Origin of the sequence: Nonomuraea turcica (assembly GCF_030718205.1) — a bacterium.
GTDB lineage: Bacteria > Actinomycetota > Actinomycetes > Streptosporangiales > Streptosporangiaceae > Nonomuraea.
This window is the reverse complement of the sequence record NZ_JAUZQF010000006.1, coordinates 195,455-219,462: the sequence shown is the minus strand read 5'-3', so window position 1 is coordinate 219,462 and position 24,008 is coordinate 195,455. Positions and strand designations below refer to the sequence as shown.

Sequence of the window (24,008 nt, the reverse complement as noted above, 5' to 3'; positions counted from 1 at the left end):
AATTGTTCGAGGAACTCGCCATGGCGGGGCGGGACAGCAGCAACGCCGCCGTGATGTACCACACCGCGATGGGCGAGCGCATGGGCCTCGGCATGACCGAGGAGAAGACCCTCGACCTGCTGCAACGCCTCGGCCCTATGACGGCGGGCGAGATCGCGCAGCACACCGGGCTGGCGCCGGCGTCGGTCAGCGGCCTGATCGACCGGCTGGAGGGCAAGTGGCTGGTGCGGCGGATCCGCGACACCAAGGACCGGCGCCGGGTCATCGTCGAGATCAACCATGAGCGGCTGGCCGGCTTCGGCGAGCTGTTCGAGCCGTTCGTGGCCGCGCTCGCCGAGCTGTACGACCGCTACACGGACGACCAGCTCGAAGTCATCCTCGACTACGTCACCCGGTCGACCGCCCTGCAACGCGAGGCCACCGCAGGGCTGGTCGACGGTGATTAGCGGTCGGCGTCCCTGATGGCCGTGCCGACCTCGCCCACCCGGTCGGCGAGCAGGCCGATCGCGCCCACCGCCCGGGCCATCGGGTCGTCGTCCGCGCCGCCGAGCGCCTTGGACCTGAGGTAGGCCCGCTTGATCTCCACCCAGCGCTCGGCCTGGTCAGGCGTCAGGCGGCCGCGCAACTCGGCCAGCTTCAGCAGGTTGGCCTCGGCGTCCGTGGTCAGCGTCTGCGCCTCGCCGACGTAGTGGTCGTCGATCACCGCTTCCAGCTCGGCGTCGTTCATCGCGGGCACGATGCGCTCGGCCAGCTTGTTCATGTTCCGGTACGAGCCCTGCAGCCGGTACGGCGGCTCGGTGCGCGCCGCGTCGGACTGGGCGGCCGAGGCGATGTACGCCTGGTTGTTGGCCAGCACGACCTCCTGCACGCGGACCAGCTTCGCCAGGACGCTGAGGATCTGGTCCAGCTCCGGCTTCGTGTACGGGTGCTTGAGCTGGTCCGGCTGGACCGTCGTGTCACCCTTCGCGAGGCGGACGAGCAGCTCCACATCCGCGCGGTCGCGGCCCGAGAGCGGGGCCAGCACCGGGTTGGAGGTGAGGGCGTTATCCACGTAGCTCAGCGCGAACAGCTCGTCCTTGCCCGACAGGACGTCGCCCAGGTTCCACACGTCGGCCCGGTTGGCGAGCATGTCGGGGATGCGGAAGCGCCGGCCGGACTCGGTGTACGGGTTGCCCGCCATGCACACCGCGAACCGCTTTCCACGCAGGTCGTAGGTGCGGGTGCGGCCGTTCCACACACCCTCGATGCGGCGCTGGGCGTCGCAGAGCGAGATGAACTTCTGCAGGAGCTCAGGGGAGGTGTGCTGGATGTCGTCCAGGTAGAGCAGGGTGTTGTTGCCCGTTTCGAGGGCGAACGAGATCTTCTCCACCTCCTGCCTCGCCGTCGCGTCGGGCGCGTCCGCCGGGTCGAGCGAGGTCACCTCGTGGCCCAGCGCCGGGCCGTTCACCTTGACGAAGACCAGGCCGAGGCGGCTGGCCACGTACTCCATCAAGGTCGTCTTGCCGTAGCCGGGGGGTGAGATGAGCAGCAGGAGACCCATCTGGTCGGTGCGGTTGCCTGCCCCGGCCGCGCCCAGTTGCTTGGCCAGGTTGTCGCCGATCAGCGGCAGGTACACCTCGTCGAGCAGGCGGTTGCGGACGAAGGCGCTCATGACCTTGGGCTTGTACTCGTCCAGGCGCAGGCGGTTTCTCTCCGCCTCGACCAGTTCGCTCCTGCTGCGCTGGTAGGCGCGGTAGGCGGGGACCCGGTCCTGTTGGAACTGGCGGGTCCTGGTGAGGATCTCGTCCAGCTGGATGTGGAGTTTGCGGTCCTTGATCCGGGGGTGGGTGCCCAGGAGACCGTCCACGGTCTCGGCGGTGGCGGCGCTGGAGTCGTGGCGGGGGAGGTCGCCGCACACCTGCACGGCGATGGCCTCGGCGGTCTCCGGGCCCTCGTGGAAGGCGCTCAGCCAGGCGTGGGCCAGTTGCAGGCGTTCGGGAAGGGCAAGTGCTTTGAGGTCCTCTTCGAACTCGCGCAACTTGACCGGGCCGAGGGCGTGGCGGAAACCGTCGAGGAGGTCGCGCGCCGCCTTGCTGGTCACAAAGCCCATGGGGCTGCCGGCCAGCTCCTCGACAAGATACTCACCCGCCACCGCGACGCCGGCCGGGCTCGGTGCAGGTGTGCGGAGGCCCGCCATGAAGCCGGCGATCAACGTCCCGAGCTCGGTGGCGAGGGAGCCCAGGGTGGGGGTGATGCCGAAGACCGTGCGCGCACGGACCAGCGACACGGCCCGGGTGGTGAATGTTTTACGTGAAACCTCGTCCGCCCCGAAGGCCCAGAACAGCTGGGCCATGGCTCGCACCTCAGCCGGATACCGCAGCAGCCCGGCTCCTTCCCGCAGCCGCACCAGCGTGTCCAGGATGGCCGTGGCGTCGTGGTCGTGGACCCCACGCTCGTATCCCTCGTCATATCGGGACTCGGCGGCCTGACGCACCAGGTCGGCCAGGGGTGCGCCCGGCGTGACGGAGTCCAGGAGCGAGGCGGCCAGGTGCTCGGCACGGTAGACGTCGGGCGTCTCCGATACCAGGAGCTGGTCCCAGAAGGGCCGGGTGTGCTCGAAGGAGGGCGGGACGGGGGAGCGGTAGTCGGTGCCTGTGATCGCGAAGTACATGGCGTTGTCGTGCGGCACCAGCGTCAGGTCGATTTGCTGGGTGTTGACGGCGAAGCGGTGGTGGCCGAGCCGCAGGGTCTCGCCGCCGTCGGAGAAGAGGTCCAGGCGGTCCCGGAGGGCCCGTGCCGCCTCCTGTTGCGCCGACTTGACCCGGCCATCAAGCTCCTCGGCTCGTACGGCGTCCCCGAGTGACCGCAGCTCCCCGGCGGCCGAGCGGACCTTGGCCACCATCGGGTCGGTCGCGAAATACGTGTTGACCTCGTCCAGCGAGCTCAGCGAGCCGAGCCGGCGGGTGATGCTGCCGAGGACGCGCTCGGCCGAGGCGAAGAGCCGGTCCGCGCGCCGGGCCAGCTCGTCCAGCTGCGTCTGCTTGCGGGCCGAGAACGCCTCGTAGACGTCGTCCCGCTTGGCCGACAGCTGCGCGGCGAAGTCGTCGAACTCGCCGAAGCGGGACTCCAGGTTCTCCAGCTGGAGCATGAGCCGCCCGAGCTGCTCGTCGCACTTCTCGGGGGTGTCGGCCACCGCGAGCGCCCCGGTGATGGCCTGCCCGAGCAGGGCGAACTCGGCGGCGAACGCGGCCCGGCCCTCCGTGCCGAGCAGCTCGCGCCGCCGCCCGTCGAGCAGGGCGCGGGCCCGGTTCACGCCGCCGAGGACCTCCGCGATCCGGCCCAGGATGGACGTGCGCACGGTGGCGTCGGCGATGTCCAGCGAGCCGACGACCTCCGTGACCACCTCCAGGCCTTCCGCCTGCTCCGCCAGCCGCTCGGCGACGGGCGCGGCCTCGGCGACCGTGGCGATGGCGGCGGCGTCGGTGGCGAGCTGCTCGACGGCCGCGTGGTAGGAGGTGAACGCGTCCTGCCCGGAGAGGAACGCGACCGCCCGGCGGCCGGTCGCGGCCACCTCCTCGGTCACGGAGGTGGACAGCGTGTCCAGCGCGGCGAGGTCGATGTAGCGGGCCTCGCGCAGCGTCACCAGGCGGCCTTGGGCGCGACGGAGCGTGGCCAGCATGGTCACCCAGGCGTCGGCGGTGACCGGGCTGTCGGCCCGCGCCTGGCGTACCAGCTGGGTGGTCTCCTCTGTGGCCTTGGCGAGCGTGTCGGCGGCCAGGCGAGTGAGGTGCTCGACGTTCTCGTACTCGTCCAGCACCTGCTCGGCGGTGGCGCGGACGTCGGCGAGCGGCCCGCGCAGGCCGTGCTCGCCGAGCCAGTGGTAGGAGTCGAAGGCCCGCGTGCAGGCGGCGATCAAGCCCTCGAACGTGCCGGCCGACGGCGCCATCTCCTCGACCATGCGGGTGACCGACAGGCAGTCGGAGATGCCGCGCACGAGCTCGGCGTTGCCGATGCGCTCCAGCGGGCCGGTCCCGGCGGGCTGGGCGGCGGCGTAGGTGTCGGAGACGTACGGCGTCTGCCAGACCTGCATCGGGTGGACCCGGGTGGGCTCCTCGGAGGTGGCGCGGAAGACCACCATCGTGCCGTCGTCGAACAGCGAGTACCCGTGGCAGACGATGGGGTTGGCCACCTCCTTCCTGATCACGTTGTACGGCAGCAGCAGCGAGCGCCCGTCACCCCGGGAGTGGAAGACGTACAGCACGTCCTCGCCGTTGGGCGAGCGGACCACCCGCTCGAACTCCAGGTCCGTCACGTCCGTGTCGAACGTCTTGCTGACCCCGGTCGTCAGGTAGTAGCCGCCAGGGAAGATCAGGCCCTGGTCCTCGGGGAGGCGCTGGCAGGCCTGGCCGATGCCGTCCAGCCTGATCACGGCCTTGGTGCGGGTGTTGAAGACCAGGTGCCGCCACTCGGGCTCCTTGTACGGCCGGATCCGCATGAGGATCAGCGGCCCCACCCTGGCGTACTCGACGTCGGCGTCGGCCAGGCTCTGCAGCGCCTCGGTGACCGGCTCGGCGTAGATGCCGGCGCCGGACTCCGTGTTGTCCTCGATCTTGATGGTGAGGTCGCCGCCGACGGTCTCGACGAACACCTCCCCTTGGATCGAGACGTGGGGGTGGCGGCCGAGCACGTGGTCGTCGCGGGTGGTGACGGTCCACTCGAAGTCGTGCGACGCCGGGAAGACATGGTCCCGCTCACCCCGGTTATCCAGATATTTCGGGATCCCGTCGTTCCCGACCGTCCAGCGCAGCACCCGCAGGTCGGCCGGACCGGTCTGGAACACCGCGAGCAGCTTGCCCTCCACCCGCCTGAGCTGCTGGAGCCTGGTCTCCTTGTAGTAGCGGTAGAGCTCGGCGAAGTCCTTCTTGAACGCCGGGTCGTCCAGCGTCTCCAGCTTGTCGGCGTCGAACCTGAAGGCGTCGCCGTCCCTGGAGAACCGGTGCACCGCGAACACGTCGGCCACCGCCGTCTCGGGCTTGAGACCGATGAAGACGTTGTAGCCGAACAACATCACGTCACCCAGGGAGACGATGTCCCTGGGGACGCAGTTGTTCTCGGTGCGGATCCGCTCCGTGCCCAGCAGGCGCAGCTCCGCGCCGCCGAAGACCTTCAGCCGCTCCCCGTTGAGCGCCTCGGCCGCCGCCGCGAGGCTCTTGGCCTGGGCCTGGAGGCGGTTCCTGAGGACCTCGTAGGTTCCCGCCTCCAGTCGAGCTTCAGTAACCGTGCTCATTTCGCCCCGGCCAGCGCGGCGACCGGCGAGTCGGCCACGCCGAGGCGGCGGGCCGTCTCGAGCAGCTCGCCGAGCGCCGACGACTGCGGGCCTCCGTCCTGGATGAGCCTCATGAGCAGGGCGGACACGGTCAGGTTCTTGATGTCCTCGGTACGGACGCCGCCGATCACGTTCGCGAGGTCGGCCGCCAGGTTGGCCTGCCCGTTGACGTAGGGCCCGACGAGCGCCCCGGCGACCTGCGAGTGGTCCACGAAACCGTCGACCACCTTGCCCGCGGTGATCGAGCCGACCACCTTGTCGAAGAACATCGTGTCGCCGCCGACGATGTCGATGTTGGCCTTGGCGAGCCCGGCGGCCAGCACGCTCGCCTGCGACTCGGCCACCTGCCGCGACACGTCGATGTGCTTGAGCCGGATCTCCTTGTCGGCCTCCAGGCGCAGGCGGTACTCCTCGTGGCCCCTGCCGGCGTCGTCCAGCGCCGCGATCGCGGCCGCCTTCTCGGTGAGACCCTCGGCCTCGGCCTTGAGCTTCTCGCCCACCGCGGCCGCCGCGGCCAGCGCCATCGCCTGCTCGCCCTCGGCCTGCGCCTTGAGCCGTGCGCCCTCGACCACCGCCATGGCCTTGGCGCCCTCGGCCTCGGCGGTGAGCTTCTCCTTCAGCGCCGAGGCCTCGGCGCGGCCGACCTTCTCGATGGCCTCGGCGTCGCGCTCCTTGACCTGGACCTGCGCCAGGCCGGCCGCGGCGGACTCGGCCTGGACGCCCTCGGCCAGCCGGATCTTGGCCCGGGTCTCCAGCTCGGCGGCCTGCTGCCGGGCCTCGGCGAGCACGAGCTCCTCGCGGGCCTTGAACTTCGAGGCGGCCTCGGCGGCCTCGGCCGCCTTGATGTCCTTGACCAGGTTCTCCTGGGCCTCGGCCTCGGCGGCGATGATGACCTGCTGGCGGGTGCGCTCGGCCTCCTCGACCACACGCAGCCGCTTGATGGACTCCTCCTGCTCGGCCACGGTCTTGTCGACCGCGATGCGCTCGCGGATGACCTCGGCGATCGCCCGCTTCTCGGTCTCGACTTCCTTGTCCTTGGCGATGCGCGACAGCTCGGTCTCCCGCTCGCGGGCGATGACCTCCAGGACGCGGTCCTTCTCGATGCGCTCGCTCTCGATGGCGATCACGCGCTCGCGGTTCTTCTCGGCGACGGCGATCTCGCGGGCCCGGTTCTCGTTCTGGACGCCGAGCTGCTCGTCGGTCTTGATGTGCGCAGTCTGGGCGCGCAGCCGCTCCTCGGCCTGCACGCGGGCGACCTCCGCCTCCTCGCGGGCCTTGACGGTCTCGATCTCGCGCTTCTGCTTCATCTCGGCGTCGGCCTGGCGGCGCTGCAGTTCGAGGATGGCCTCGCGGGCGTCCACGTTCTGCCGGGTGATCTCTTTTTCCTCGTGGCGCTGGAACTCGTTCGTCCGGACGTGCTCGATGGCCGTCAGCTCGACGATCTTGCGGATGCCCTGCGCGTCGAGGATGTTGTTCTTGTCGAGCTGGAGCAGCGCGGTCTGCTCCAAGTAGTCGATGGCGGCATCTTCCAGGCTGTAGCCGTTGAGGTCGGTGCCGATGAGCCGGACGATCTCGTCACGGAACTCGTCGCGCTTGGTGTAAAGGTCGACGAAGTCGAGGTGCTTGCCGGCGGTCTTGAGCGCCTCGGAGAACTTGGCGTTGAACAACGCCTGCAGCGTGCCCTCGTCGCTGGCCCTGGCGGTGCCGATGGCCTGGGCGACCTTGATGACGTCCTCGGCGGTCTTGTTCACGCGGACGAAGAACGTGATCTTGATGTCGGCCCTGATGTTGTCCCGGCAGATCAGGCCCTCGCGGCCGGTGCGCTCGATCTCGATGGTCTTCACCGAGATGTCCATGATCTCGGCCTTGTGGATGACGGGTAGCACCACGGCCCCGGTGAACGTCACGTCGACCTTGTTGACCTTCGACACGATCAGCGCCTTGCCCTGTTCGACCTTGCGGAAAAGGCGGGCGATGAGGACTAGGAGGCCGATCACGATGATCAGGATGACGGCGAGGAAAACGCCGAAGCCGGTTGAGATGACGTCCATCAGAGCTCGCTTTCGTAGGGCATGACCCAGAAGAATTCGCCGTCTGCGTCGTATTCGAAGATGAGTGCTTTGTCGCCGCGGCTGAGGCGGTCCTGTCCGGTCGTGCGCACCTGCACGACCGCGGACGAGCCGTCGGCGGCGGTGACCTCGGCCTGGCCGAAGTCGTGTGTGGCCGAGCCGGTGCGGATGACGCACATCTGGCCGACGAAGTCGCCGCGCGAGTGCCTGTCCCCGTCAGGGAAGAGCCTGCGCAGCGGAACCACCAGGCCACGGGTGGCGAGCCAGGCTCCGCCCGCGGCGGCGAAGGGGACGGCGATCAGCAGGCCGCCGGTGGCGAACTGGCTGCCGATCAGGCACAGCAGCCAGGCCAGAGCGATCAGCAGCGAGAGCGTGACGCCGGCCGGGACTCCCCCGAGGCCCAGCCAGGCGGCGTCGTCGTCCAGCTCGAAGAGGCCGGTGATGACGACCAGCCAATAACCGGCGACCACCACGAGCAGAAAACTGAAAATGACCGTCGGAAAGCTCAGCGCGGTGCTTAAGAACTCGCCCATCCCGCCTCGGTGCCCATCCCCCGTGTGATGTCCGTGTCGGACTATATCGAGATAAAGAGCGAGTAAAGGTAAAAGTTCCCGAACGGTCTGAGCACTTGACCTCAAGCATGGTTGAGGAAGCAGGCTGGGGCGCATGAGCGAAGTGATGAGGGCGGCGGCTTTCGCTGAGCCCGGTGGTCCCGAGGTACTGAAAGTGATGGAGCTCCCGGCGCCCCAGGCGGGTCCGGGGCAGGTACGCGTGCGGGTGCGGGCGGCCGGCGTGCAGCCGTTCGACACGGCCGTACGGGCGGGCTGGTTGCCGCCTTACCTGGACGAGGTCCCTTACCCGCGCATTCCGGGCAACGAGTTCGCGGGTGTGGTCGACCAGGTGGGCGAAGGCGTGACCGGGGTGTCGGCCGGGGACGAGGTGCTGGGGTTCTCGGCGCTCTATGCCTACGCCGAGTACATCGTGGTGAACGGGGCGAACGTGGCGCCCAAGCCCGCAGAGGTGCCGTGGGAGGTGGCCGGCGGGCTCACCGCGGGCGTGCAGACGGCCGAGCTGGCCCTGGACGGGCTCGGCGTCAAGGAGGGAGAGACGCTGCTCGTGCACGGCGCGGCCGGATCCGTGGGGACGGCCGCCGTGCAGATCGCCAGGATGCGGGGGGTGACCGTGATCGGCACCGCCCGCGAGGTGAACCACGACTACCTGCGCGACCTCGGCGCCATCCCGGTCCGCTACGGGGAGGGTCTGGCCGACCGGGTGCGGGCGCTCGCGCCGGGCGGGATCGACGCCGCCCTGGACGGGGCCGGAGGCCATGCTTTGGAGGTCTCGTTGGAGCTGGTGTCCGACCGCGGGCGGATCGTCACCCTGGTCGAGCACGGAAAGGCGGCCGAGCTAGGAGTCAAGCTCGTTCGGGGCGAGCGGTTGGCCGAGCGGCTCGGGCGCTACGCCGCGTTGTACGCCGAGGGCCGCTTCAGGTTCCCGGTGCGGCGGGCGTACCGGCTGGAGGAGGCCGCGGACGCGCACCGGGAGATCGAGGCCGGCCACGGCCAGGGGAAGGTCGTCATCACGACCTGACGCGTACGGCCTCGGCGACGGCGAGGCCGATCTCGTTGAGCTCGCGCTCGCCGTCCTCGACGTCCCACAGGGCGTTCTGCAGCATCCGGCCGATCGTCCAGCCGGCCGCCCGCTGGGGATCGAGGCCGAGCCCGTCCACCATCAGGTCGAAGCGGCGCAGCACCGCCCGGGTCACGTCGCCGGTGGCGACCACGTCGTCCCACCGGTTCCACAGGGCGGGCGCGAGGTCGAACCCCGGGTCGCCGGCCAGCGGCTTGGGGTCGATGGACAGCCACGGCTCCCGGTCGGCCGCCAGCACGTTGTCGTAGTGCAGGTCCCAGTGCAGCAGCCGGTCGCCGGGCTCGGAGACGAGCTCGGCGACCGCGTCCGCGCACCAGCGCAGCCAGCGGCGGTCCCGGTCACGGGGCAGCTTCGTGAGCGCCTTGTCCACGTCGTCGAGCATCGCCTGCGCGATGTCGCCGAGGCGGCGCATGCCCTCGGGCGCGGGGTGGGCGACGAGCCGGGCGAGCAGCTCGGTGAGGATCGTCAGCGCCTCGATGTCGTCGGGCAGGGCCGAAAGAGGGCGGTCGGCGTGCAGCCGCTCCAGCAGCAGGGTGCCGGTGCCGGGGTCGGAAGCGAGCAGTCGCACCGACGCGTCCCCGTCCCAGGCACGCAGCCCCATCGCCTCGGTGGCGTTCTCGTCGGTGACCGGCTGCAGCTTCAGAGCGGCCTTGGTGCCGTCCGTGCGAAGCACCGGCAGCACCAGCGACACCACGCCGTGCCCGGGCTCGCCGTCGAGCCGCAGCTCCCATTCCTCCAGGTAGCGCTCGGCCAGCGCGGGGAGCCCGGCGGACCAGGCACGCCCGGCCTCCCCGTCGTACTTGACGTGGGACGCGGTCAGGGCCGGTGGGACCGTGATCCGCATCAGTAGTGCCAGGGGAAGGGCGACCAGTCCGGGGCGCGCTTCTCCAGGAACGAGTCGCGCCCCTCGGCCGCCTCGTCCGTCATGTACGCCAGCCGCGTCGCCTCGCCCGCGAACACCTGCTGCCCCACCAGGCCGTCGTCGATCATGTTGAAGGCGAACTTCAGCATGCGCTGCGCCGTGGGCGACTTGCCGTTGATCTTGCGGGCCCACTCCAGGGCCGTGCTCTCCAGCTCCGCATGCGGCACCACGGCGTTGACCATGCCCATGCGGTGGGCGTCGGCCGCGGTGTAGGTGTCGCCGAGGAAGAAGATCTCGCGGGCGAACTTCTGCCCGACCTGGCGCGCCAGATAGGCCGAGCCGAAACCGCCGTCGAAACTGGCCACGTCGGCGTCGGTCTGCTTGAAGCGGGCGTGCTCCTCGCTGGCCAGCGTGAGGTCCGCCACGACGTGGAGGCTGTGGCCGCCGCCCGCCGCCCAGCCCGGCACCACGCAGATCACCACCTTGGGCATGAAGCGGATCAGGCGCTGCACCTCCAGGATGTGCAGGCGACCGGTCGAGGCCGAGCCGTCGGCGTACTGATAGCCGTCCTTGCCCCTGATGCGCTGGTCGCCGCCCGAGCAGAACGCCCAGCCTCCGTCCTTCGGTGACGGGCCGTTGCCGGTGAGCAGCACGCAGCCGACATCCGTGGTCTGCCGGGCGTGGTCGAGCGCGCGGTAGAGCTCGTCGACGGTCTGCGGGCGGAAGGCGTTGCGCACTTCGGGGCGGTTGAAGGCGATCCGCACCGTGCCCTGGTCCACCGCACGGTGGTAGGTGATGTCGGTGAAGTCGAATCCCTCGACCACCTGCCATGCCTTGGGATCGAACAGCTCGGAGACCATGGACGAGAGCCTAATGGATCTGCCCTTCCGCCTGCGGCCTGGTGTCCGTTCGCTAGGTGACCTCCGCGCGCAACTCCGCGAGCAGCTCCCCTTGGTCGGCGAGCATGTCGGTGAGGATGCGGCGGGCGGAGCCGAGTAGTTCGGCCAGCTCCGGTGTGGCCAGTGTGTAGACCACGGTGCTGCCCTCGCGGATCGCGCTCACGATGCCGGCCCTGCGCAGGACTGCGAGCTGCTGGGAGAGGCTCGACGGCTCGATGTCGATCTGGGCCAGTAGATCCCTGACGGGTAGCGGCCCTTCCTGGAGTAGCTCCAACACTCTGATGCGAGCGGGGTGGCCGAGCGTTCGGAAGAAGTCGGCCTTGGCCTGATAGACCTCCACGTGCATATAGCCCAGACTAATCCAGCGGAGTTGCATAATTCTTCAAGTCACCATGTTGTTGGATAGCATGACAGCGGGGACTAGGGAGTAGCCATGGGCCGAGGAAGAGCCAAGGCGAAGCAGACGAAGGTCGCTCGCCAGCTGAAGTACACCAACCACAACATCGACTACGACCGGCTCCGCGAGGAGCTCGGTGCCGACACGCGGCACGAGGAGAGCCACTCGTCTACGGCATCCGAGCAGGAGTCCGAGCGCGCGCAATGACGCGGGTCAGCTTCGCGGGTGCGAGGGTGACGTTCTTCAGCCGCCTGGCCTCCGGCGCCTGATCGGGCGCCGAGAGCTCCAGGCGGTTCAGCACCTCGCGAATGATGACCCGCATCTCCAAAAGCGCGAGCTGCGCGCCGACGCAGAAGCGCCGGCCGCCGCCGAAGGGCATCCAGGCTCTGTTCTGGTGCCCGTCCATGAAGCGTTCCGGGCGGAACTCCTCGGGAGAGGGGAACGCTTCGGGGTCACGGTGCACGAGCGGGATGTACGGCCCGGCGTACCAGCCGGCCGGGATCTCGTATTCGCCCAGCCGGAGCGGGACGTCGAGCAGGCGTGGCGCCTCATAGACGACGGGCCGGACGCGTAGCACCTCCTTGACCACCGCGTCGAGGTAGGGCTCGTCGTCCGGCAGCCGCTCCAGGATGTCGGGCATGCGCAGGAGCCGCTCGAAGGCCCAGGCCAGGCCGGTCGCGGTGGTCTCGTGGCCGGCGATCAGCATGGTGACCAGCTCGTCGCGGATCTCCTGGTCGCCCAGCTCGGTCTCGAGCAACCTGCCGAGCACATCCGTACCGCCCGGCGTCGCGCGGCGGCGGCGGATCTCGTCGAACAGGATCGTGTCCACCTCGGCCCTGAGCCGGACGAACCGCCCGGACGCCAGGAACGGCACCCGCGCCGCCAGGCCGCGCAGCCGCTCGGGCAGGGCGAGGAGCTGCATGGACCCGCCAGTCTCGATCAGCTCAGGGAGCAGCGCCCGGAGCCTGCGGACCCGCCCGGCGTCCCGGATGCCGAAGATCAGCCTGATGATGATCTCCAGCGTGATGTCCTGCATCCGCTCGCGGAGCGCGAACGGCCTGCCCAGCGGCCAGGTCGCGATCTTCTCCGCCGCGATCGCGGTGATCTCGTCGTGGTAGCCGGCGACCTGCCTGGCCCGCAGCGGCGGGTTGAGCAGCTTACGGTGCCGCCACCAGTCGTCGCCGTCCAGCGTGAGCACCGAGTGCGCGCCGACCATGTGCTCCAGGAAGTCGCGCCGCGCCTCACCTGCGCGCCCGCCGCCCTGGTCGGTCTGGTAGACCTGCGCGGCGAGCTCCGCGGTGGTCACGTAGACCTCCGGCGGGAAGCCCGCGTATCGCGCCGTGAAGATGGGCCCGTACCTGCGGTGCAGGCTCTCCATCAGGCCGGGCGAGTCCCGCATGAACCACGCGGTCTGCACCAGCGACGGAAGCTTTGGTCCCGGAGGGAGCATCTCGAACCTCCTCATGGATGTATACGTACGTCATAGACGCTCGTATACATCTGTAGCATGGATCGCGTGGCGCGAACAGAGGCCGGTGGATACCGGGAGAAGTTGCTGGCGGGCGCGGTGGCCTGCCTGCAGGAGAAGGGCTATGCCCGCACCACCGCCCGAGACCTGGTCGCCGCCTCCGGCACCAACCTGGCCTCCATCGGCTACCACTTCGGTGGCAAGGACGCGCTGCTCAACGAGGCCATAGCCGGCGTCTTCGACCAGTGGACCGCATACGTCGAGCGGTCGTTGTTCGGCACGGAGCTGAGCAGCCCCAGAGAGATGCTGGAGCGGGCCATGGCCGCGCTGGTCGACGTGTTCGAGGAGATGCGGCCGCAGCTCGTCCTGTGCGTCGAGGGCTACCCGGCGGCGTTGCGCGAGCCCGTGCTGCGGGAAAAGCTGGCCGAGGCCTACGCCCGGACGCGGCAGGCAGGCGCCGACATGATCAGGAGGGCGGCGGCGCAGCTCGGCGTCGAGCCGCCGGTGTCGCCCGAGGTGCTGGTGTCGGTGGTGGTGGCGATCACGGACGGGCTCATGCTGCAGTGGCTGCTCGACCCGGCGAGCACGCCCGACGCCCGCCAGGTCGTGGACGCGCTCGCCGCCCTCTCGGGCTTCATCGCCTAACGTTCCGTGTGCCGGACGATGGCCGTGGCCAGCTCCTCGTACGTCTGGGGCGCCAGCATGTGCCCCATGCCGTCGATCATCAGCAGCTCCGCGCCCGGGATCCGCTCGGCGATGATCGCGCTGTGGCCGGGCTTGACCGGCTCGTGCGTGCCCTCGATGACCAGGGTCGGCGCCTGCACCTTGCCCAGTGCGTCCGCCGGCTCGATGTCCGGGTTGGCCGCGTGCGCCAGACGGTGGTTGACCACGGCCGACAGGTCGCGGGCCCGCTCCAGCACCCGCTCCTGCAGGTGCCGCTCCGCGTCCTCGTCGAACGGCAGCCCGGTGCCGTGCAGCACCCGTGCCTCCGCGATCATGCGCTCCACTTGCTCGCGCCGGTCCGCGGGCGGTGGCGCAGTGATCAGCTTCGTGAAGTACTCCACGAACTCCGGCCTGGGCGGCGGCAGGCTGCCCTCCGGCTGCGGCTGCCCGGTGAGCGCGCGCAGCAGCACCTCGCCCTCGCGTCCGCCCAGCGGCGAGGAGCCGATCACGGTGAGCGTGCGCACCCGTTCCGGTTGCTCGACGGCGATCAGCTGGCCGAGCAGCCCGCCCGCCGAGTGGCAGACGAGGTGCGCGCTGTCCAGCCCGTAGGCGTCCATCACACGGAGCACGTCGTCCCTGATGTCCAGCCATGTGTACGGCTGCTGCTCGAAGTCGAAGGTGGCCGACTTGCCGGTGTCGCGGTGGTCGTACCTGATGACCCGGCGCCCGGCCGCGGCCAGCCGCCCGACGAACTCGTCCGGCCACAGGATTCCCTGCGTCATCGACCCCATCACCAGCAGGATCGGCGGGTGCGTGGCGTCCCCGAACTCCTCGGTCCAGAGTTCCACGCCGTCAATGTTGATCATGTTCGTTTGCATGGCTCAAGCTTGCCCCGGACGATTACGGATGCCTTCAGTAGTCCTACTGGCCTTCACAGCAGGCGGGCGAGCTCAGTACGGGTCGTGATCCCGAGCTTGGGATAGATCTTGTAGAGGTGGTACTCGACGGTGCGGGGGCTGAGGAACAGCCTGGCCGCGACCTCCTTGCTGGAGGCCCCCTCCGCTACCAGCCGGGCGATCCGCAGCTCCTGGGGGGTCAGCGCGGCCGCGGCGTCGCTCTCCGGCCGGGCCGCGGCCTCGCCCGCCGCTCGCAGCTCGCCCTGCGCCCGCCGGGCCCACGGTGCGGCGCCCAGCCGGTCGAACGCCTCCCACGCCGCGCGAAGGTGGTGCCGCGCCTGGCCGGGCTGCTGCGCGCGGCGCAGGCGCTCGCCGTACAGCAGCGCGGTGCGCGCCTGCTCGAACGGCTCGCCGTGGCGGCGCAGGGCCTCCTCGAACAGGCCGCTCTCGCCGCCGAGGAGGGCACGGCAGCGGGCCAGCAGCGCCTTCGACTCGTCCGTGGTGGCGTGCGCCGCCCATCTCTCATACGCGGCCAGCGCCTCCCGGGCCGCCTCGTGCTCGCCGGCCGCCACGGCGGCTTCCACCCGGTCAGGCGTCGAGCGCCAGACCACCGTCGGGTGACCGGCTCCGGGGCCGGCCGTGGTGATCGCCGTGAACCGGGCGTGCGCCGCCGCGTACCGGCCCAGGCCCAGGTCCAGCATCGCCAGCGCGTACGCGGCCACGCCCGCGCGCAGGCCGATGCGGTGCGGGATCGCGATGGCCAGCGCCTCCTCGGCCTGGCGGCGGCACTGCTCCTCCTCGCCCCGCAAGGCCGACACCACGGCCAGGTTCGCCAGGTGGGCGGCGACGGAATTGGTGTACCCCGCCTCGCGTGCCAGCTCCAGGCCCTCCTCGGCGATGGCCGCGCTCTCGGCGAGCCTGCCCTTGAACCGCTCGGCCGTCGAGACGAACTCCAGCACGACCGGCAGTTGCCCGACCATGCCCGACACCCTGGCGGCTCGCCCGGCCCGCTCGACGAGCTCCGCGGACACGTCGGCCTCTCCGAGGTAGCTGGCCGCCGCCGACGCCCACAGCAGCTCTGCCGTCCCGGTCAGCTCGCCGGCCCGGGCCAGCGCGCCGCGCAAGAGCTCCGCGCCGGTGCCGTCCTCCAGCATGGCGCCGATCCCGGTCACCACGTCCCGCAGGAAGCCGGTCGGATGTGCCCTGGCCCGCCGTCCCAGCTCCACGATGGCCCGTACGTCGCCCACGTAACTCGCGGCCTCGCTGGCGTCGGCCAGCATGGCGATGGTCGCGCCCGACGCCAGGATCCGCACCGCCTCCGCGGCGTCGCCGGAGTTCAGCTCGAAGCGTCCGCGCAACTGCGCGAGCTCCTCCAGCAGCCGGCCGTGCTCCACGGGCCCATGGCTTTCGGCGAGTTCGCGGGCCTCGGCGAGGTGGGTTTGGGCCTGCCCGGGACGGCCGCCGAGCCAGGCGGCGGTGGCGGCGTCCTTGAGTCGTTCCGCCCTCAGGAGCGGGTCGGGGGTGAGCTCGGCCGATCGGGCGAGGGCCGTCGCGGCGTCGCCGTACCCGCCCCTGGCCCGTGCCCGCTCCGCGGATGCCGCCAGCTCGGCGGCGACGTTCTCGTCCCTGCCGACCGTCGCGGCGGCCAAGTGTAGGGCGCGCCGATCGTCGTCCACCAGCGCGGCCAGGGCGGCGTGCGCGGCGCGGAGCTGTACGGAGGTGGCGGCGGCATACACGGCCGACCTGATGAGCGGATGCCGGAACCTGATCATTCCATCGGACACCGTCACCAACCCAGCCATTTCCACCTCGTGCAGCACCCCTTCGGCTCCCGGCTCGCCGGGGGTGTCCGGCCAGGAGTCGGCGAGGTGGGTGGCGGCACGCAGGACCATGGCGAGCTCGCTCTCCACGGACGCCAGCAGCAGGAGGCGGCGGGCCGGCGGGGACAGCCGGGCCACCTGCTCGCCGAACAACTGCTCCCCGCCCGGCAGCGGATCCGGCAACGGCGCACGCCCGGCGAGCTGCTCAGGCGACAGCGACGCGGCGATCTCGCGGAGCACGAGCGGGTTGCCGCCGGTCAGGGCCGCCAGCCGCGTCCTGACCTCGGGCGCGACGGTGACGGCGGCGGCGAGGAGCCGCCCGGAGCTCTCCTCGTCCAGCCCGCCGACCCGCAACTCGGGCACGCCCTTCAGCACGGCGTCCCCGCGTACGGCCAGGAGCACCGCGACGCCCTCGGTCCGCAGCCGCCTGGCCGCGAACAGCAGCGCGTCCGCCGAGGCTCGATCGAACCACTGCACGTCGTCGACCAGGCACAGCAGCCCGCCCGGCGCCGCGGCCTCGGCCAGGAGCGACAGCACGCCCGCCGACACCAGGAATCGGTCCGCGGCAGGGGCGGTGGCCAGACCCAGCGCACCGGAGAGCGCGTCGCGCTGCGGCCCAGGGAGCTCGTCCAGCAATCCGGTCACCGGATGCAGCAGCTGGTGCAGCGCGGCGAAGGCCAGGTCGGACTCCGACTCGATCCCGCTCGCCCGCAACACCCGCATCGGGCCGGCATCCCCATGACCCCGCTGGTGCGCGGCAAGAGAGGCGGCCAAGTTCAGGAGGGCGGACTTGCCGATCCCAGCCTCGCCGCGGAGCGCCAGGGCGCGTCCCTCGCCGGCGCGGGCCGACGCGAGCAGGGCCTCGATGGCGGCGACTTCCGCAACTCTGCCGTACAACACGAAAGGTGACTGTATAGGGGGACGTAGGGGACGCCGTCAGGCGGCGCAGGAGTCGTGGGTGGCGTCGAAGCCCTTGATCGACTCGGTGTCGTCCGCGCGCAGCGGTTTCAGGCCCTTCCAGTCGTCGCCGATCACAAGCACCAGCCGGCTCGTGGTCGCGCTGGCGACCTTCCTGAGGGCGGCGGGGCCGAGGAGGTCGTTCGTGAGCGTGGGCACGCGGGTCTCGCCGTTCGGCCCGTACAGGATCGTGGTCTTCTGCTGCGGCTTGCGGGCCGAGTCCCCGATCTTCGTGATGTGGTAGCCGCGCTGCTCCAGCGAGGCCGCCACCTGGGTGCCCAGCCCGCTGCGCCAGGTGCCGTTGCGGAGCTCGATCTGGATCTTGGAACGGCTCACCTTTGCCTGGCCGCCCTTGACGCCTTCGACGCTCTGGTCCCTGGCCACGATCCGGAAGAGCCGCTCCGCCTGCGGCTGCACCCACTCGACCCGGCCGGGCTGGCTGAGTGAGTAGTGCCACGGCGTGGTGATGAAGCGGATCTTCCCGGCGTCCAGGCCCTGGAGGCTGGTGGCCAGGTCCTTCATGACGCCCGGAGACAGGCCGCGATCGGTGGTCACCGCCTTCGTGGCGGCGTCGAGGACGCCCAGGAGCTTGGCCGGGTCGGTGAGCGTCTCGCCGCTCATCGCCTTCTTGACCATCGAGGCGATGAACATCTGCTGCCGCTGGATCCGCCCGATGTCGGAGCCGTCGCCCAGGCTGTAGCGGGCGCGTACGTAGCCCAGCGCCTGCTCGCCGTTGAGCGTCTGCCGCCCGGCGGGCAGGTGCAGCAGCGCCTTCGTGTCGTCCACACGCTGCGGCAGGCAGACCTCCACGCCGCCCACGGCGTTCACCATGCTCTTGAAGCCGGTGAAGTCCACCTTGACGAAGTGGTCGATGTGGATGTGGGTCAGGGTCTCGATCGTCTTCCAGGTGCAGGCGATGCCGCCGTAGTTGAACGACTCGTTGATCATGCCGAGGTGCGGCCGCTGCCCGGGGTGGCCGCCGGCGGCCCGGCAGGCCGGCAACTGGACCAGCGAGTCGCGCGGGAAGCTGATCACCATCGCGTTGTCGCGCTGCGACGAGACGTGCACCAGCATGATCGTGTCGGTGCGTTCGCCCGTGATGTGGCTGCCGTACTTGGCGTTCTTTCCGGTGCGCTGGTCGGAGCCGACGACCAGGATGTTCATCGCGGTGCCCGCGACCTTGGGCGGGCGGGTCGCGCCGAGATCCTCGGCGGTGACGTCTTCGTGCTTGATGTTGCCGTTGAGCTTGACGAGGATGCCCACCGCGACGCCCGCGACCAGAAGGACGACGGTCACCGCGACCGCGACCACCCAGCGCAGCCAGGGCCGCTTGCGGCGTCGTGGCGGCGCGCCAGGATCGGAGGGTGGCGCGTCGACAAGCCCGCCGCTCACGTGACTCCCCATGGGACAGGGCCGAAGGGCCGCCGCCCCTGGCCAAGAGCCTCGCCGTAACTGATCTCGGCCGTGGAACGTGCCTGAGTGTACTCAGTCAGGCACGGTCATGCGGAGTGACACGGCGCCGCGCAGGTCCAGCCACGCCGTGCCGGGGCCGCGTACCAGCCTCAGCACCACCTCCTCGCAGCCCGGGCAGCGGGCGACCAGGCCGGGCTCGGGGCCGTACACGTGGAGCGCGGCGAGGGGACCCGTCAGTCCGCAACTCGCGCAGCGGCCGGTGGCGGTGGTGACGTCCACGGCGAAGATCTCGCCGAGCGGCCCGCCCAGGGCATTGCCATCCAAGTGAGTCATGTCAGTCTCCGGTCGGGCCGAATCGTTCGGTTCTGATCCGCTCAGGCGCGTGCCCGAGCGTCAGCAGCAGGTCGGCGGCCGCTTCCACGAAGCCGGTCGATCCGCACACGTAGCAGTCCGGCGCGAAGTCGGCCGGCCAGCCGCCCTCGGCCAGGTCGGCCAGCGTGATCCGCCCGGCCGGACGGGCCACGCCGGGCGGGGCGGCCCTGGTGTAGACGTAGGTGATGTCCAGGCCGGGCTCTGGCCGGCGCAGCTCGGCGGCGTAGTAGCGGCGGTCCTGGTCGCGGAGCGAGTAGAGGAGGCGGAACGGCACGCGGCTGCCAGCCTGCCGGCGCGCCCGGATCATCGCCATCAATGGGACGACCCCGGACCCGCCGCCGACCAGCATCACCGGAGCCTCGTTCTCGGGCCGCCAGACGAACCAGCCGCCCACCGGGCCGCGGATCTCGACCTGGTCGCCGGGCTCGATCACCTCGGTCAGGTAGGGCGAGACCTCGCCGTCGGGCACGGCTTCCACGGTCAGCTCGATGCGGTCGCCGTCGGCGGGGGCGGCCAGCGAATAGCTGCGTTGCGTGGTGTAGCCGTCCTCGGCCGTCAGCCGCACGTCCACGTGCTGCCCCGCCACGTGTCCCGGCCAGCCGGGCACGTCGAACACCAGTGAGCGGGCGGTGGCGGTCTCGTCGCGGACCTCGTGCAGGCGGGCGGCCTGCCAGGCCAGGCGCCGGCGCACCTAGTCGCCCTCGTAGCGCTGCTCGCGCCACGGGTCGCCATAGTTGTGGTAGCCGGCGGTCTCCCAGAAGCCGGGCCAGTCCTCGTTGAGCAGCCGGATGCCGCGTACCCACTTGGCGGACTTCCAGAAGTACAGGTGCGGCACGATCAGCCGGGCCGGGCCGCCGTGCTGTGGCGCCAGCTCCTCGCCGTCGAAGCGGTGCACGATCCACGCCTTGCCGTCGAGCAGGTCTTCGAGGGGCAGGTTGGTGGTGTAGCCGCCGTAGGAGTGGACCAGCGCGTATTCGGCGGTGGTCTCGACGTCCTCGAAGAACACGTCGAGGGAGACGCCCTCCCAGCTGGTGCCGAGTTTGGTCCACTTGGTGACGCAGTGGATGTCGACCGTCGGCGTCTGCATGGGCAGGGCCATGAAGTCCTGCCACGACCAGCGGTGAGTCTGCTCGGCCTCGGTGTCGATGGCGAACTCCCACCGGTCGAGCGGGACCCGCGGCGTCGGCCCGGCCGACAACACCGGGAAGTCCTCGACCAGGTATTGGCCGGGCGGCAGCCGGTCGCCGCCCTCTCTGCGCCTTCCGCTGAAGCCCCGCGAAACGATGCCCACGACGCGCCCCCTCCTAGTGATCCCGATCTATTCCACCACGCCTCGGGGTGACAAGCCCGGATTCATAGGCGAACACGACGAGTTGTGCCCGATCGCGCGCCCGCAGCTTGGTCATCGCCCTGCTGACATGCGTCTTCGCGGTGGTCGGGCTGATCACCATGTGGGCAGCGATCTCATCGTTGGACAGGCCGCGGGCCACCAGTGCGGTGACCTCGCGCTCGCGGTTGGTGAGCACGTCCAGGCCCTCGGGCGCGGGCTCGGGGCGGCGGGCGACGTATTCGCCGATCAGGCGGCGGGTGATCGTGGGGGAGAGCAGCGCGTCGCCGCGGGCCGCGACCCGGACCCCTTGCAGCAGGTCGGCGGGCTCGGTGTCCTTGACCAGGAAGCCGCAGGCCCCGGCGCGCAGCGCGTTGAAGACGTACTCGTCGAGACCGAAGTTGGTGAGGATCACCACGTGGACGCCGCTCAGCCGCTCGTCGGCGGCGATCCGCCGGGTCGCCTCGATGCCGTCCATCACCGGCATCTGGATGTCGAGGAGGGCCACGTCGGGCAGGTGCTCCAGGGCGAGCGCGATGGCCTGCTCACCGTTCGGGGCCTCGGCCACCACCTCGATGTCGTCCTCGGACTCCAGCAGGGCGCGGAAGCTGCCGCGGATGAGCGCCTGGTCGTCCACGATGAGGACGCGGATCACGATGTCCCTTCCAACGGCGACGTCTCTTGCGACCGCGACGTTTCCTTCAACGGCAACGGCTCCTTGAGAGGAAGCTCGGCGCGTACAGTGAAGCCCCCTTCGGGGCGTGGCTCGGCACGCAGCCGGCCGCCGAGGGCCGTGACGCGCTCACGCATGCCGAGCAGGCCCACGCCGGGCACGGGCGGCGCGTCCCTGGTGGCCGTCCCGTCGTCGTCCACCTGCACGATCAGCTCCTCGCCCGCGTAGTCCACGCGGACCGCCGCCGTGGCTCCGCCCGCGTGCCTGGAGACGTTGGTGAGGGCCTCCTGAATGATCCGGTACGCGGCCCGGTCCACCTCGGCAGGCAGCTCGCGGCGTGCGCCGGCGATCGTCACCGTGGCTGCCAGGCCTGTCGAACGGGCTCGCTCCACCAGATCATCGAGCCGATCGAGCCCGCTGGAGTGCACCTCGGCGTCGGCGGAGCCGCTGGAGTCGCGCAGCACCTCCAGCGTGGCGCGTAGTTCCCGCATGGCGTCGCTGCTGGCCTCCTGGATAGCCAGCAGCGCCGCGGGCACGTCCTCGCCGCGCTTGCGTGCCAGGTGGACGGCCACCCCGGCCTGGACCTTGATGATCGAGATGCTGTGGGTGAGCGAGTCGTGCAGCTCCCTGGCGATGCGCAGCCGCTCCTCGCCGGCGCGGCGCCTGGCCATCTCCTCGCGGGTGCGCTCGGCCTCGACAGCGCGCTGTTCGGCCTGTTCAAGGTACGCCTGCCGGTGCCGGTTCACCGTCGCCGTCACGCCGGCCGTGAGGAACCAGCCTACGAGCAGTGTGGTGGTCTGGAGATTCTGCCCGGACCAGTCAGCATTGGGGAGGTTCACCGCCAGGCTGCCGGTCAGGAACACCACGCTCGCCAGCGTCGCGGGCAACCGGTGGCCGGCCCTGACCGCGGCGAACACCGATATCAGCACGGGAAAGGCGGACGGTGGACCAGGCTGGGCGTGCGCCGCGAAGACGAGCATGCAGGCCGTGCTGACGACCAGAGGCACCAGGGGCGCGCGGCGCCAGGCGACGAGGGAGAGCGACCCGGTGATGACGGCGGCGAAGTCGAGCGCTCCCACGCCCGGCGTGTCTGCCACGGTGACCGACAGCGCGGCGGCCACCACCACGGCGAGCAGGCCGTCCTTGACGAGCGGCGGCCACCGGTCCAGATAGCTCATCTCTGCAGATTAGGGTCTTTCCCCGCGATGATCCTCCCTTGGAAGGCGTATTCCGTCACTACTCCCGGCGAAGTAGTCCCGTAGATCGTGATCCGGAGGTCGTACGGGCAGAAGCATCCCCTCGCACGACGACCGCTGACCGGCCGGAATACCACCATGTGCGGATATGGACACGATCCGATCATCCACAGGAGAACGATCATGACCGTACACCAGCACGTCGCCGCCCCTTCCTGGACCATGCAGGCGCTGCGCGCCGCCGTGGTCCTGCACGTCGCCGCGCTGCTGTTCCAGGCGGTGACGGCCGGAATGTTGCTGTCGTCTCCCGGTGGCCGGGCCCTGCACATGACCTCCGGGATCGCCCTCGTCGTCATCGGCCTCCTGCACCTGGTCATGGCGATCCTGGTGTGGCGGCCGGGCGGCGGGCCCGCGAGGTTCATCGTCACGGCCGCATTGCTCCTGGTGTTCACGATCGTGGCGGCGATCCTGGGCGAGCTGGGGATCAAGACCCTCCACCTGCCGCTCGGCGTGCTGCTGTTCGGCGGCGGCGTCATGCAGCTCAACAGGGTGCTCGCCAGGCCCGGTCCGGCATGAACCCGACCAGACGTGACGCGTTGCGCCTGCTCGGTCTCGGCGCGGTGGCGGTGGCCGCCGTGCCGGGCTGCTCACTGCTCGCCGGCACCCCGCAGCCGCAGCTGCTGGCCAGCGCGGCGCCGCTGCCCAAGTCGTACGCGGTGCCGCTGCCGGTCCCTGAGGTCGCCAAGCCCGTGCGCAGCGCCGGCGGGGCCGACTTCTACGAGCTGACCGAGCAGGCGGCCGACGTGGAGGTGCTGCCCGGCCTGCGTACCCAGATATGGGGATATGGCGGGAAGTTTCCTGGGCCGACCATCGAGGCACGCAGCGGTCGCAAGACCGTCGTGAAGCTGATCAACCAGCTCGGCGCGCCGACCGTCCTGCACCTGCACGGCGGCCACACGCCGCCCGAGTCCGACGGCTTCCCGACGGACCTGGTGGCGCCCGGGGGCGCGCGCGAGTACGTGTTCCCGCTGGAACAGCGGGCGGCCACGCTCTGGTACCACGATCACCGCATGGACTACACCGGGCCGCAGGTCTGGCGCGGGCTGGCCGGCATGTTCCTGGTACGCGACGCCGAAGAGGAGGCGCTGCCGCTGCCCGCCGGGGAACGCGACCTGCCGCTGCTGATCAGTGACCGGTCGTTCGCCGCCGACGGCACCCTGCTCTACCCGGCGCTGGGCGACCGGCCGGGGGTTCAGGAGGGGTACATGGGCGGCGTGCTCGGCGACGTGATCCTGGTGAACGGGGCGCCGTGGCCGGAGCTGCGCGTGGCCAGGGCTCGTTACCGGCTGCGGTTGTGCAACGGGTCCAACGCGCGGGCGTACGAGCTGGCCACCGGCGGCCAGATGATCCAGATCGGCAGTGACGGCGGCCTGCTCAGCGCCCCGCGTACGGTGCGGCAGCTCCGACTGTCCCCGGGAGAGCGTGCGGACGTGGTCGTCGACTTCTCCGCCTACAAGCTCGGCCAGTACGTCGAGCTGCGGAACCTGGCGGGGGAGGGCGCGCAGGCGCGGGTGATGCGGTTCGCGGTGGACCGCGACGAGGCCGACGACTCGGCCGTGCCGCCGCGGCTGTCCACCGTGGAGGCGCTCGACCCGGGCAAGGCCACGGTGACGCGCGACTTCGAGTTCAGCAGCGGCAGCATGCACGGCGGCACCGGCTGGCTGATCAACGGCCGGCCGTTCGACCCGAAGCGCATGGAGGCCAGGCCCAAGCTCGGCGACGTCGAGATCTGGCGGCTGACCAGCGACGTGGCGCACCCGGTGCACCTGCACCTCGACCACTTCCAGGTGGTGTCGGTCAACGGCGAGCGGCCGGGCGGGCCGCCGGAGTGGAAAGACACCGTCGAGCTGCGTGACGCGCAAACCGTCGAGATCGTCACCAGGTTCACCGGCTACCGGGGCCGCTACGTGCTGCACTGCCACAACCTCGAGCACGAGGACATGGCGATGATGGCGAGTTTCGAAGTCGTATGAAAGGGATC

General features: G+C 70.6%; 21 protein-coding genes. 6 read left to right on the top strand and 15 right to left on the bottom strand.

The window, feature by feature from the left end:
- The first annotated feature begins 20 nt into the window (after positions 1-20).
- Positions 21-446: a MarR family winged helix-turn-helix transcriptional regulator gene (locus tag Q9G87_RS17760; RefSeq protein ID WP_305917479.1), complete on the top strand. Its 426-nt coding sequence runs from the start codon at positions 21-23 to the stop codon at positions 444-446.
- Here the strand turns inward: Q9G87_RS17760 and Q9G87_RS17755 are convergent.
- Genes Q9G87_RS17755 through Q9G87_RS17745 form a run of 3 tightly spaced genes read right to left on the bottom strand, consistent with a single transcriptional unit; the run spans position 443 to position 7,907 of the window.
- On the bottom strand, positions 443-5,266 hold the full coding sequence (locus Q9G87_RS17755) for a DNA repair ATPase (protein WP_305917478.1): 4,824 nt from the start codon (positions 5,264-5,266) through the stop codon (positions 443-445). The genes Q9G87_RS17760 and Q9G87_RS17755 overlap by 4 nt on opposite strands.
- The gene (locus Q9G87_RS17750; protein ID WP_305917477.1) at positions 5,263-7,356 is read right to left on the bottom strand and encodes a flotillin family protein; all 2,094 of its coding nucleotides are present in this window, start codon (positions 7,354-7,356) and stop codon (positions 5,263-5,265) included. The genes Q9G87_RS17755 and Q9G87_RS17750 overlap by 4 nt, the downstream gene beginning before the upstream one ends.
- Complete coding sequence (locus Q9G87_RS17745) at positions 7,356-7,907, bottom strand: hypothetical protein (protein WP_305917476.1); 552 nt, start codon at positions 7,905-7,907, stop codon at positions 7,356-7,358. The genes Q9G87_RS17750 and Q9G87_RS17745 overlap by 1 nt, the downstream gene beginning before the upstream one ends.
- Before the next feature lie 145 nt (positions 7,908-8,052).
- Here Q9G87_RS17745 and Q9G87_RS17740 point away from each other — a divergent pair, with 145 nt between their 5' ends.
- Positions 8,053-8,964, top strand: coding sequence for an NADP-dependent oxidoreductase (locus tag Q9G87_RS17740; RefSeq protein ID WP_305917734.1), 912 nt, complete (start codon positions 8,053-8,055; stop codon positions 8,962-8,964).
- On the opposite strand, the gene Q9G87_RS17735 is transcribed toward Q9G87_RS17740, so the two are convergent.
- The 3 genes from Q9G87_RS17735 to Q9G87_RS17725 are packed head-to-tail and all read right to left on the bottom strand — an operon-like array spanning position 8,954 to position 11,131.
- Complete coding sequence (locus Q9G87_RS17735; protein WP_305917475.1) at positions 8,954-9,868, bottom strand: aminoglycoside phosphotransferase family protein; 915 nt, start codon at positions 9,866-9,868, stop codon at positions 8,954-8,956. The two genes, Q9G87_RS17740 and Q9G87_RS17735, sit on opposite strands and share 11 nt — an antisense overlap.
- Positions 9,868-10,746 (bottom strand): 1,4-dihydroxy-2-naphthoyl-CoA synthase, encoded by an 879-nt coding sequence (locus Q9G87_RS17730; protein ID WP_305917474.1) that lies wholly within the window; start codon positions 10,744-10,746, stop codon positions 9,868-9,870. The genes Q9G87_RS17735 and Q9G87_RS17730 overlap by 1 nt, the downstream gene beginning before the upstream one ends.
- Before the next feature lie 52 nt (positions 10,747-10,798).
- Positions 10,799-11,131 carry an ArsR/SmtB family transcription factor gene (locus Q9G87_RS17725; protein WP_305917473.1) on the bottom strand — a complete coding sequence of 111 codons (333 nt, stop codon included), beginning with the start codon at positions 11,129-11,131 and terminating at the stop codon, positions 10,799-10,801.
- Positions 11,132-11,218: 87 nt separating this feature from the next.
- Here Q9G87_RS17725 and Q9G87_RS17720 point away from each other — a divergent pair, with 87 nt between their 5' ends.
- Positions 11,219-11,389: a DUF3073 domain-containing protein gene (locus Q9G87_RS17720; RefSeq protein ID WP_305917472.1), complete on the top strand. Its 171-nt coding sequence runs from the start codon at positions 11,219-11,221 to the stop codon at positions 11,387-11,389.
- Here the strand turns inward: Q9G87_RS17720 and Q9G87_RS17715 are convergent.
- Positions 11,352-12,647, bottom strand: a complete 1,296-nt coding sequence (locus tag Q9G87_RS17715; RefSeq protein ID WP_305917471.1) for a cytochrome P450 — start codon at positions 12,645-12,647, stop codon at positions 11,352-11,354. The two genes, Q9G87_RS17720 and Q9G87_RS17715, sit on opposite strands and share 38 nt — an antisense overlap.
- 51 nt (positions 12,648-12,698) lie before the next feature.
- On the opposite strand from Q9G87_RS17715, the gene Q9G87_RS17710 reads away from it, so the two are divergent.
- Entirely contained in the window at positions 12,699-13,295 is a 597-nt protein-coding gene (locus Q9G87_RS17710; RefSeq protein ID WP_305917470.1) for a TetR/AcrR family transcriptional regulator, read from the top strand.
- On the opposite strand, the gene Q9G87_RS17705 is transcribed toward Q9G87_RS17710, so the two are convergent.
- The 8 genes from Q9G87_RS17705 to Q9G87_RS17670 form a co-directional block, all read right to left on the bottom strand.
- Positions 13,292-14,179 (bottom strand): alpha/beta fold hydrolase, encoded by an 888-nt coding sequence (locus Q9G87_RS17705; RefSeq protein ID WP_305917469.1) that lies wholly within the window; start codon positions 14,177-14,179, stop codon positions 13,292-13,294. The genes Q9G87_RS17710 and Q9G87_RS17705 overlap by 4 nt on opposite strands.
- A gap of 65 nt (positions 14,180-14,244) precedes the next feature.
- Complete coding sequence (locus Q9G87_RS17700) at positions 14,245-16,929, bottom strand: ATP-binding protein (RefSeq protein WP_305917468.1); 2,685 nt, start codon at positions 16,927-16,929, stop codon at positions 14,245-14,247.
- 36 nt (positions 16,930-16,965) lie between these two features.
- Positions 16,966-18,378: an LCP family protein gene (locus tag Q9G87_RS17695; protein WP_305917467.1), complete on the bottom strand. Its 1,413-nt coding sequence runs from the start codon at positions 18,376-18,378 to the stop codon at positions 16,966-16,968.
- Between the two features lie 93 nt (positions 18,379-18,471).
- Entirely contained in the window at positions 18,472-18,732 is a 261-nt protein-coding gene (locus tag Q9G87_RS17690; protein ID WP_305917466.1) for a DUF6510 family protein, read from the bottom strand.
- A 1-nt stretch (position 18,733) separates the two neighbouring features.
- Entirely contained in the window at positions 18,734-19,462 is a 729-nt protein-coding gene (locus tag Q9G87_RS17685) for a ferredoxin reductase (RefSeq protein ID WP_305917465.1), read from the bottom strand.
- A complete protein-coding gene (locus Q9G87_RS17680) occupies positions 19,463-20,062 on the bottom strand; it encodes a sulfite oxidase-like oxidoreductase (protein WP_305917464.1) in 600 nt (199 codons plus the stop codon). It lies immediately after the preceding gene.
- Positions 20,063-20,075: 13 nt separating this feature from the next.
- Entirely contained in the window at positions 20,076-20,753 is a 678-nt protein-coding gene (locus Q9G87_RS17675; protein ID WP_305917463.1) for a response regulator, read from the bottom strand.
- Positions 20,750-21,949: a sensor histidine kinase gene (locus tag Q9G87_RS17670; protein WP_305917462.1), complete on the bottom strand. Its 1,200-nt coding sequence runs from the start codon at positions 21,947-21,949 to the stop codon at positions 20,750-20,752. Before Q9G87_RS17670 ends, Q9G87_RS17675 begins: the two co-directional genes overlap by 4 nt.
- 201 nt (positions 21,950-22,150) lie before the next feature.
- Between Q9G87_RS17670 and Q9G87_RS17665 the strand changes: the two genes are divergently transcribed.
- Together Q9G87_RS17665 and Q9G87_RS17660 are read left to right on the top strand one after the other, a co-directional pair.
- On the top strand, positions 22,151-22,543 hold the full coding sequence (locus tag Q9G87_RS17665) for a hypothetical protein (protein ID WP_305917461.1): 393 nt from the start codon (positions 22,151-22,153) through the stop codon (positions 22,541-22,543).
- The gene (locus tag Q9G87_RS17660) at positions 22,540-24,000 is read left to right on the top strand and encodes a multicopper oxidase family protein (RefSeq protein ID WP_305917460.1); all 1,461 of its coding nucleotides are present in this window, start codon (positions 22,540-22,542) and stop codon (positions 23,998-24,000) included. Before Q9G87_RS17665 ends, Q9G87_RS17660 begins: the two co-directional genes overlap by 4 nt.
- Positions 24,001-24,008 lie beyond the last annotated feature (8 nt).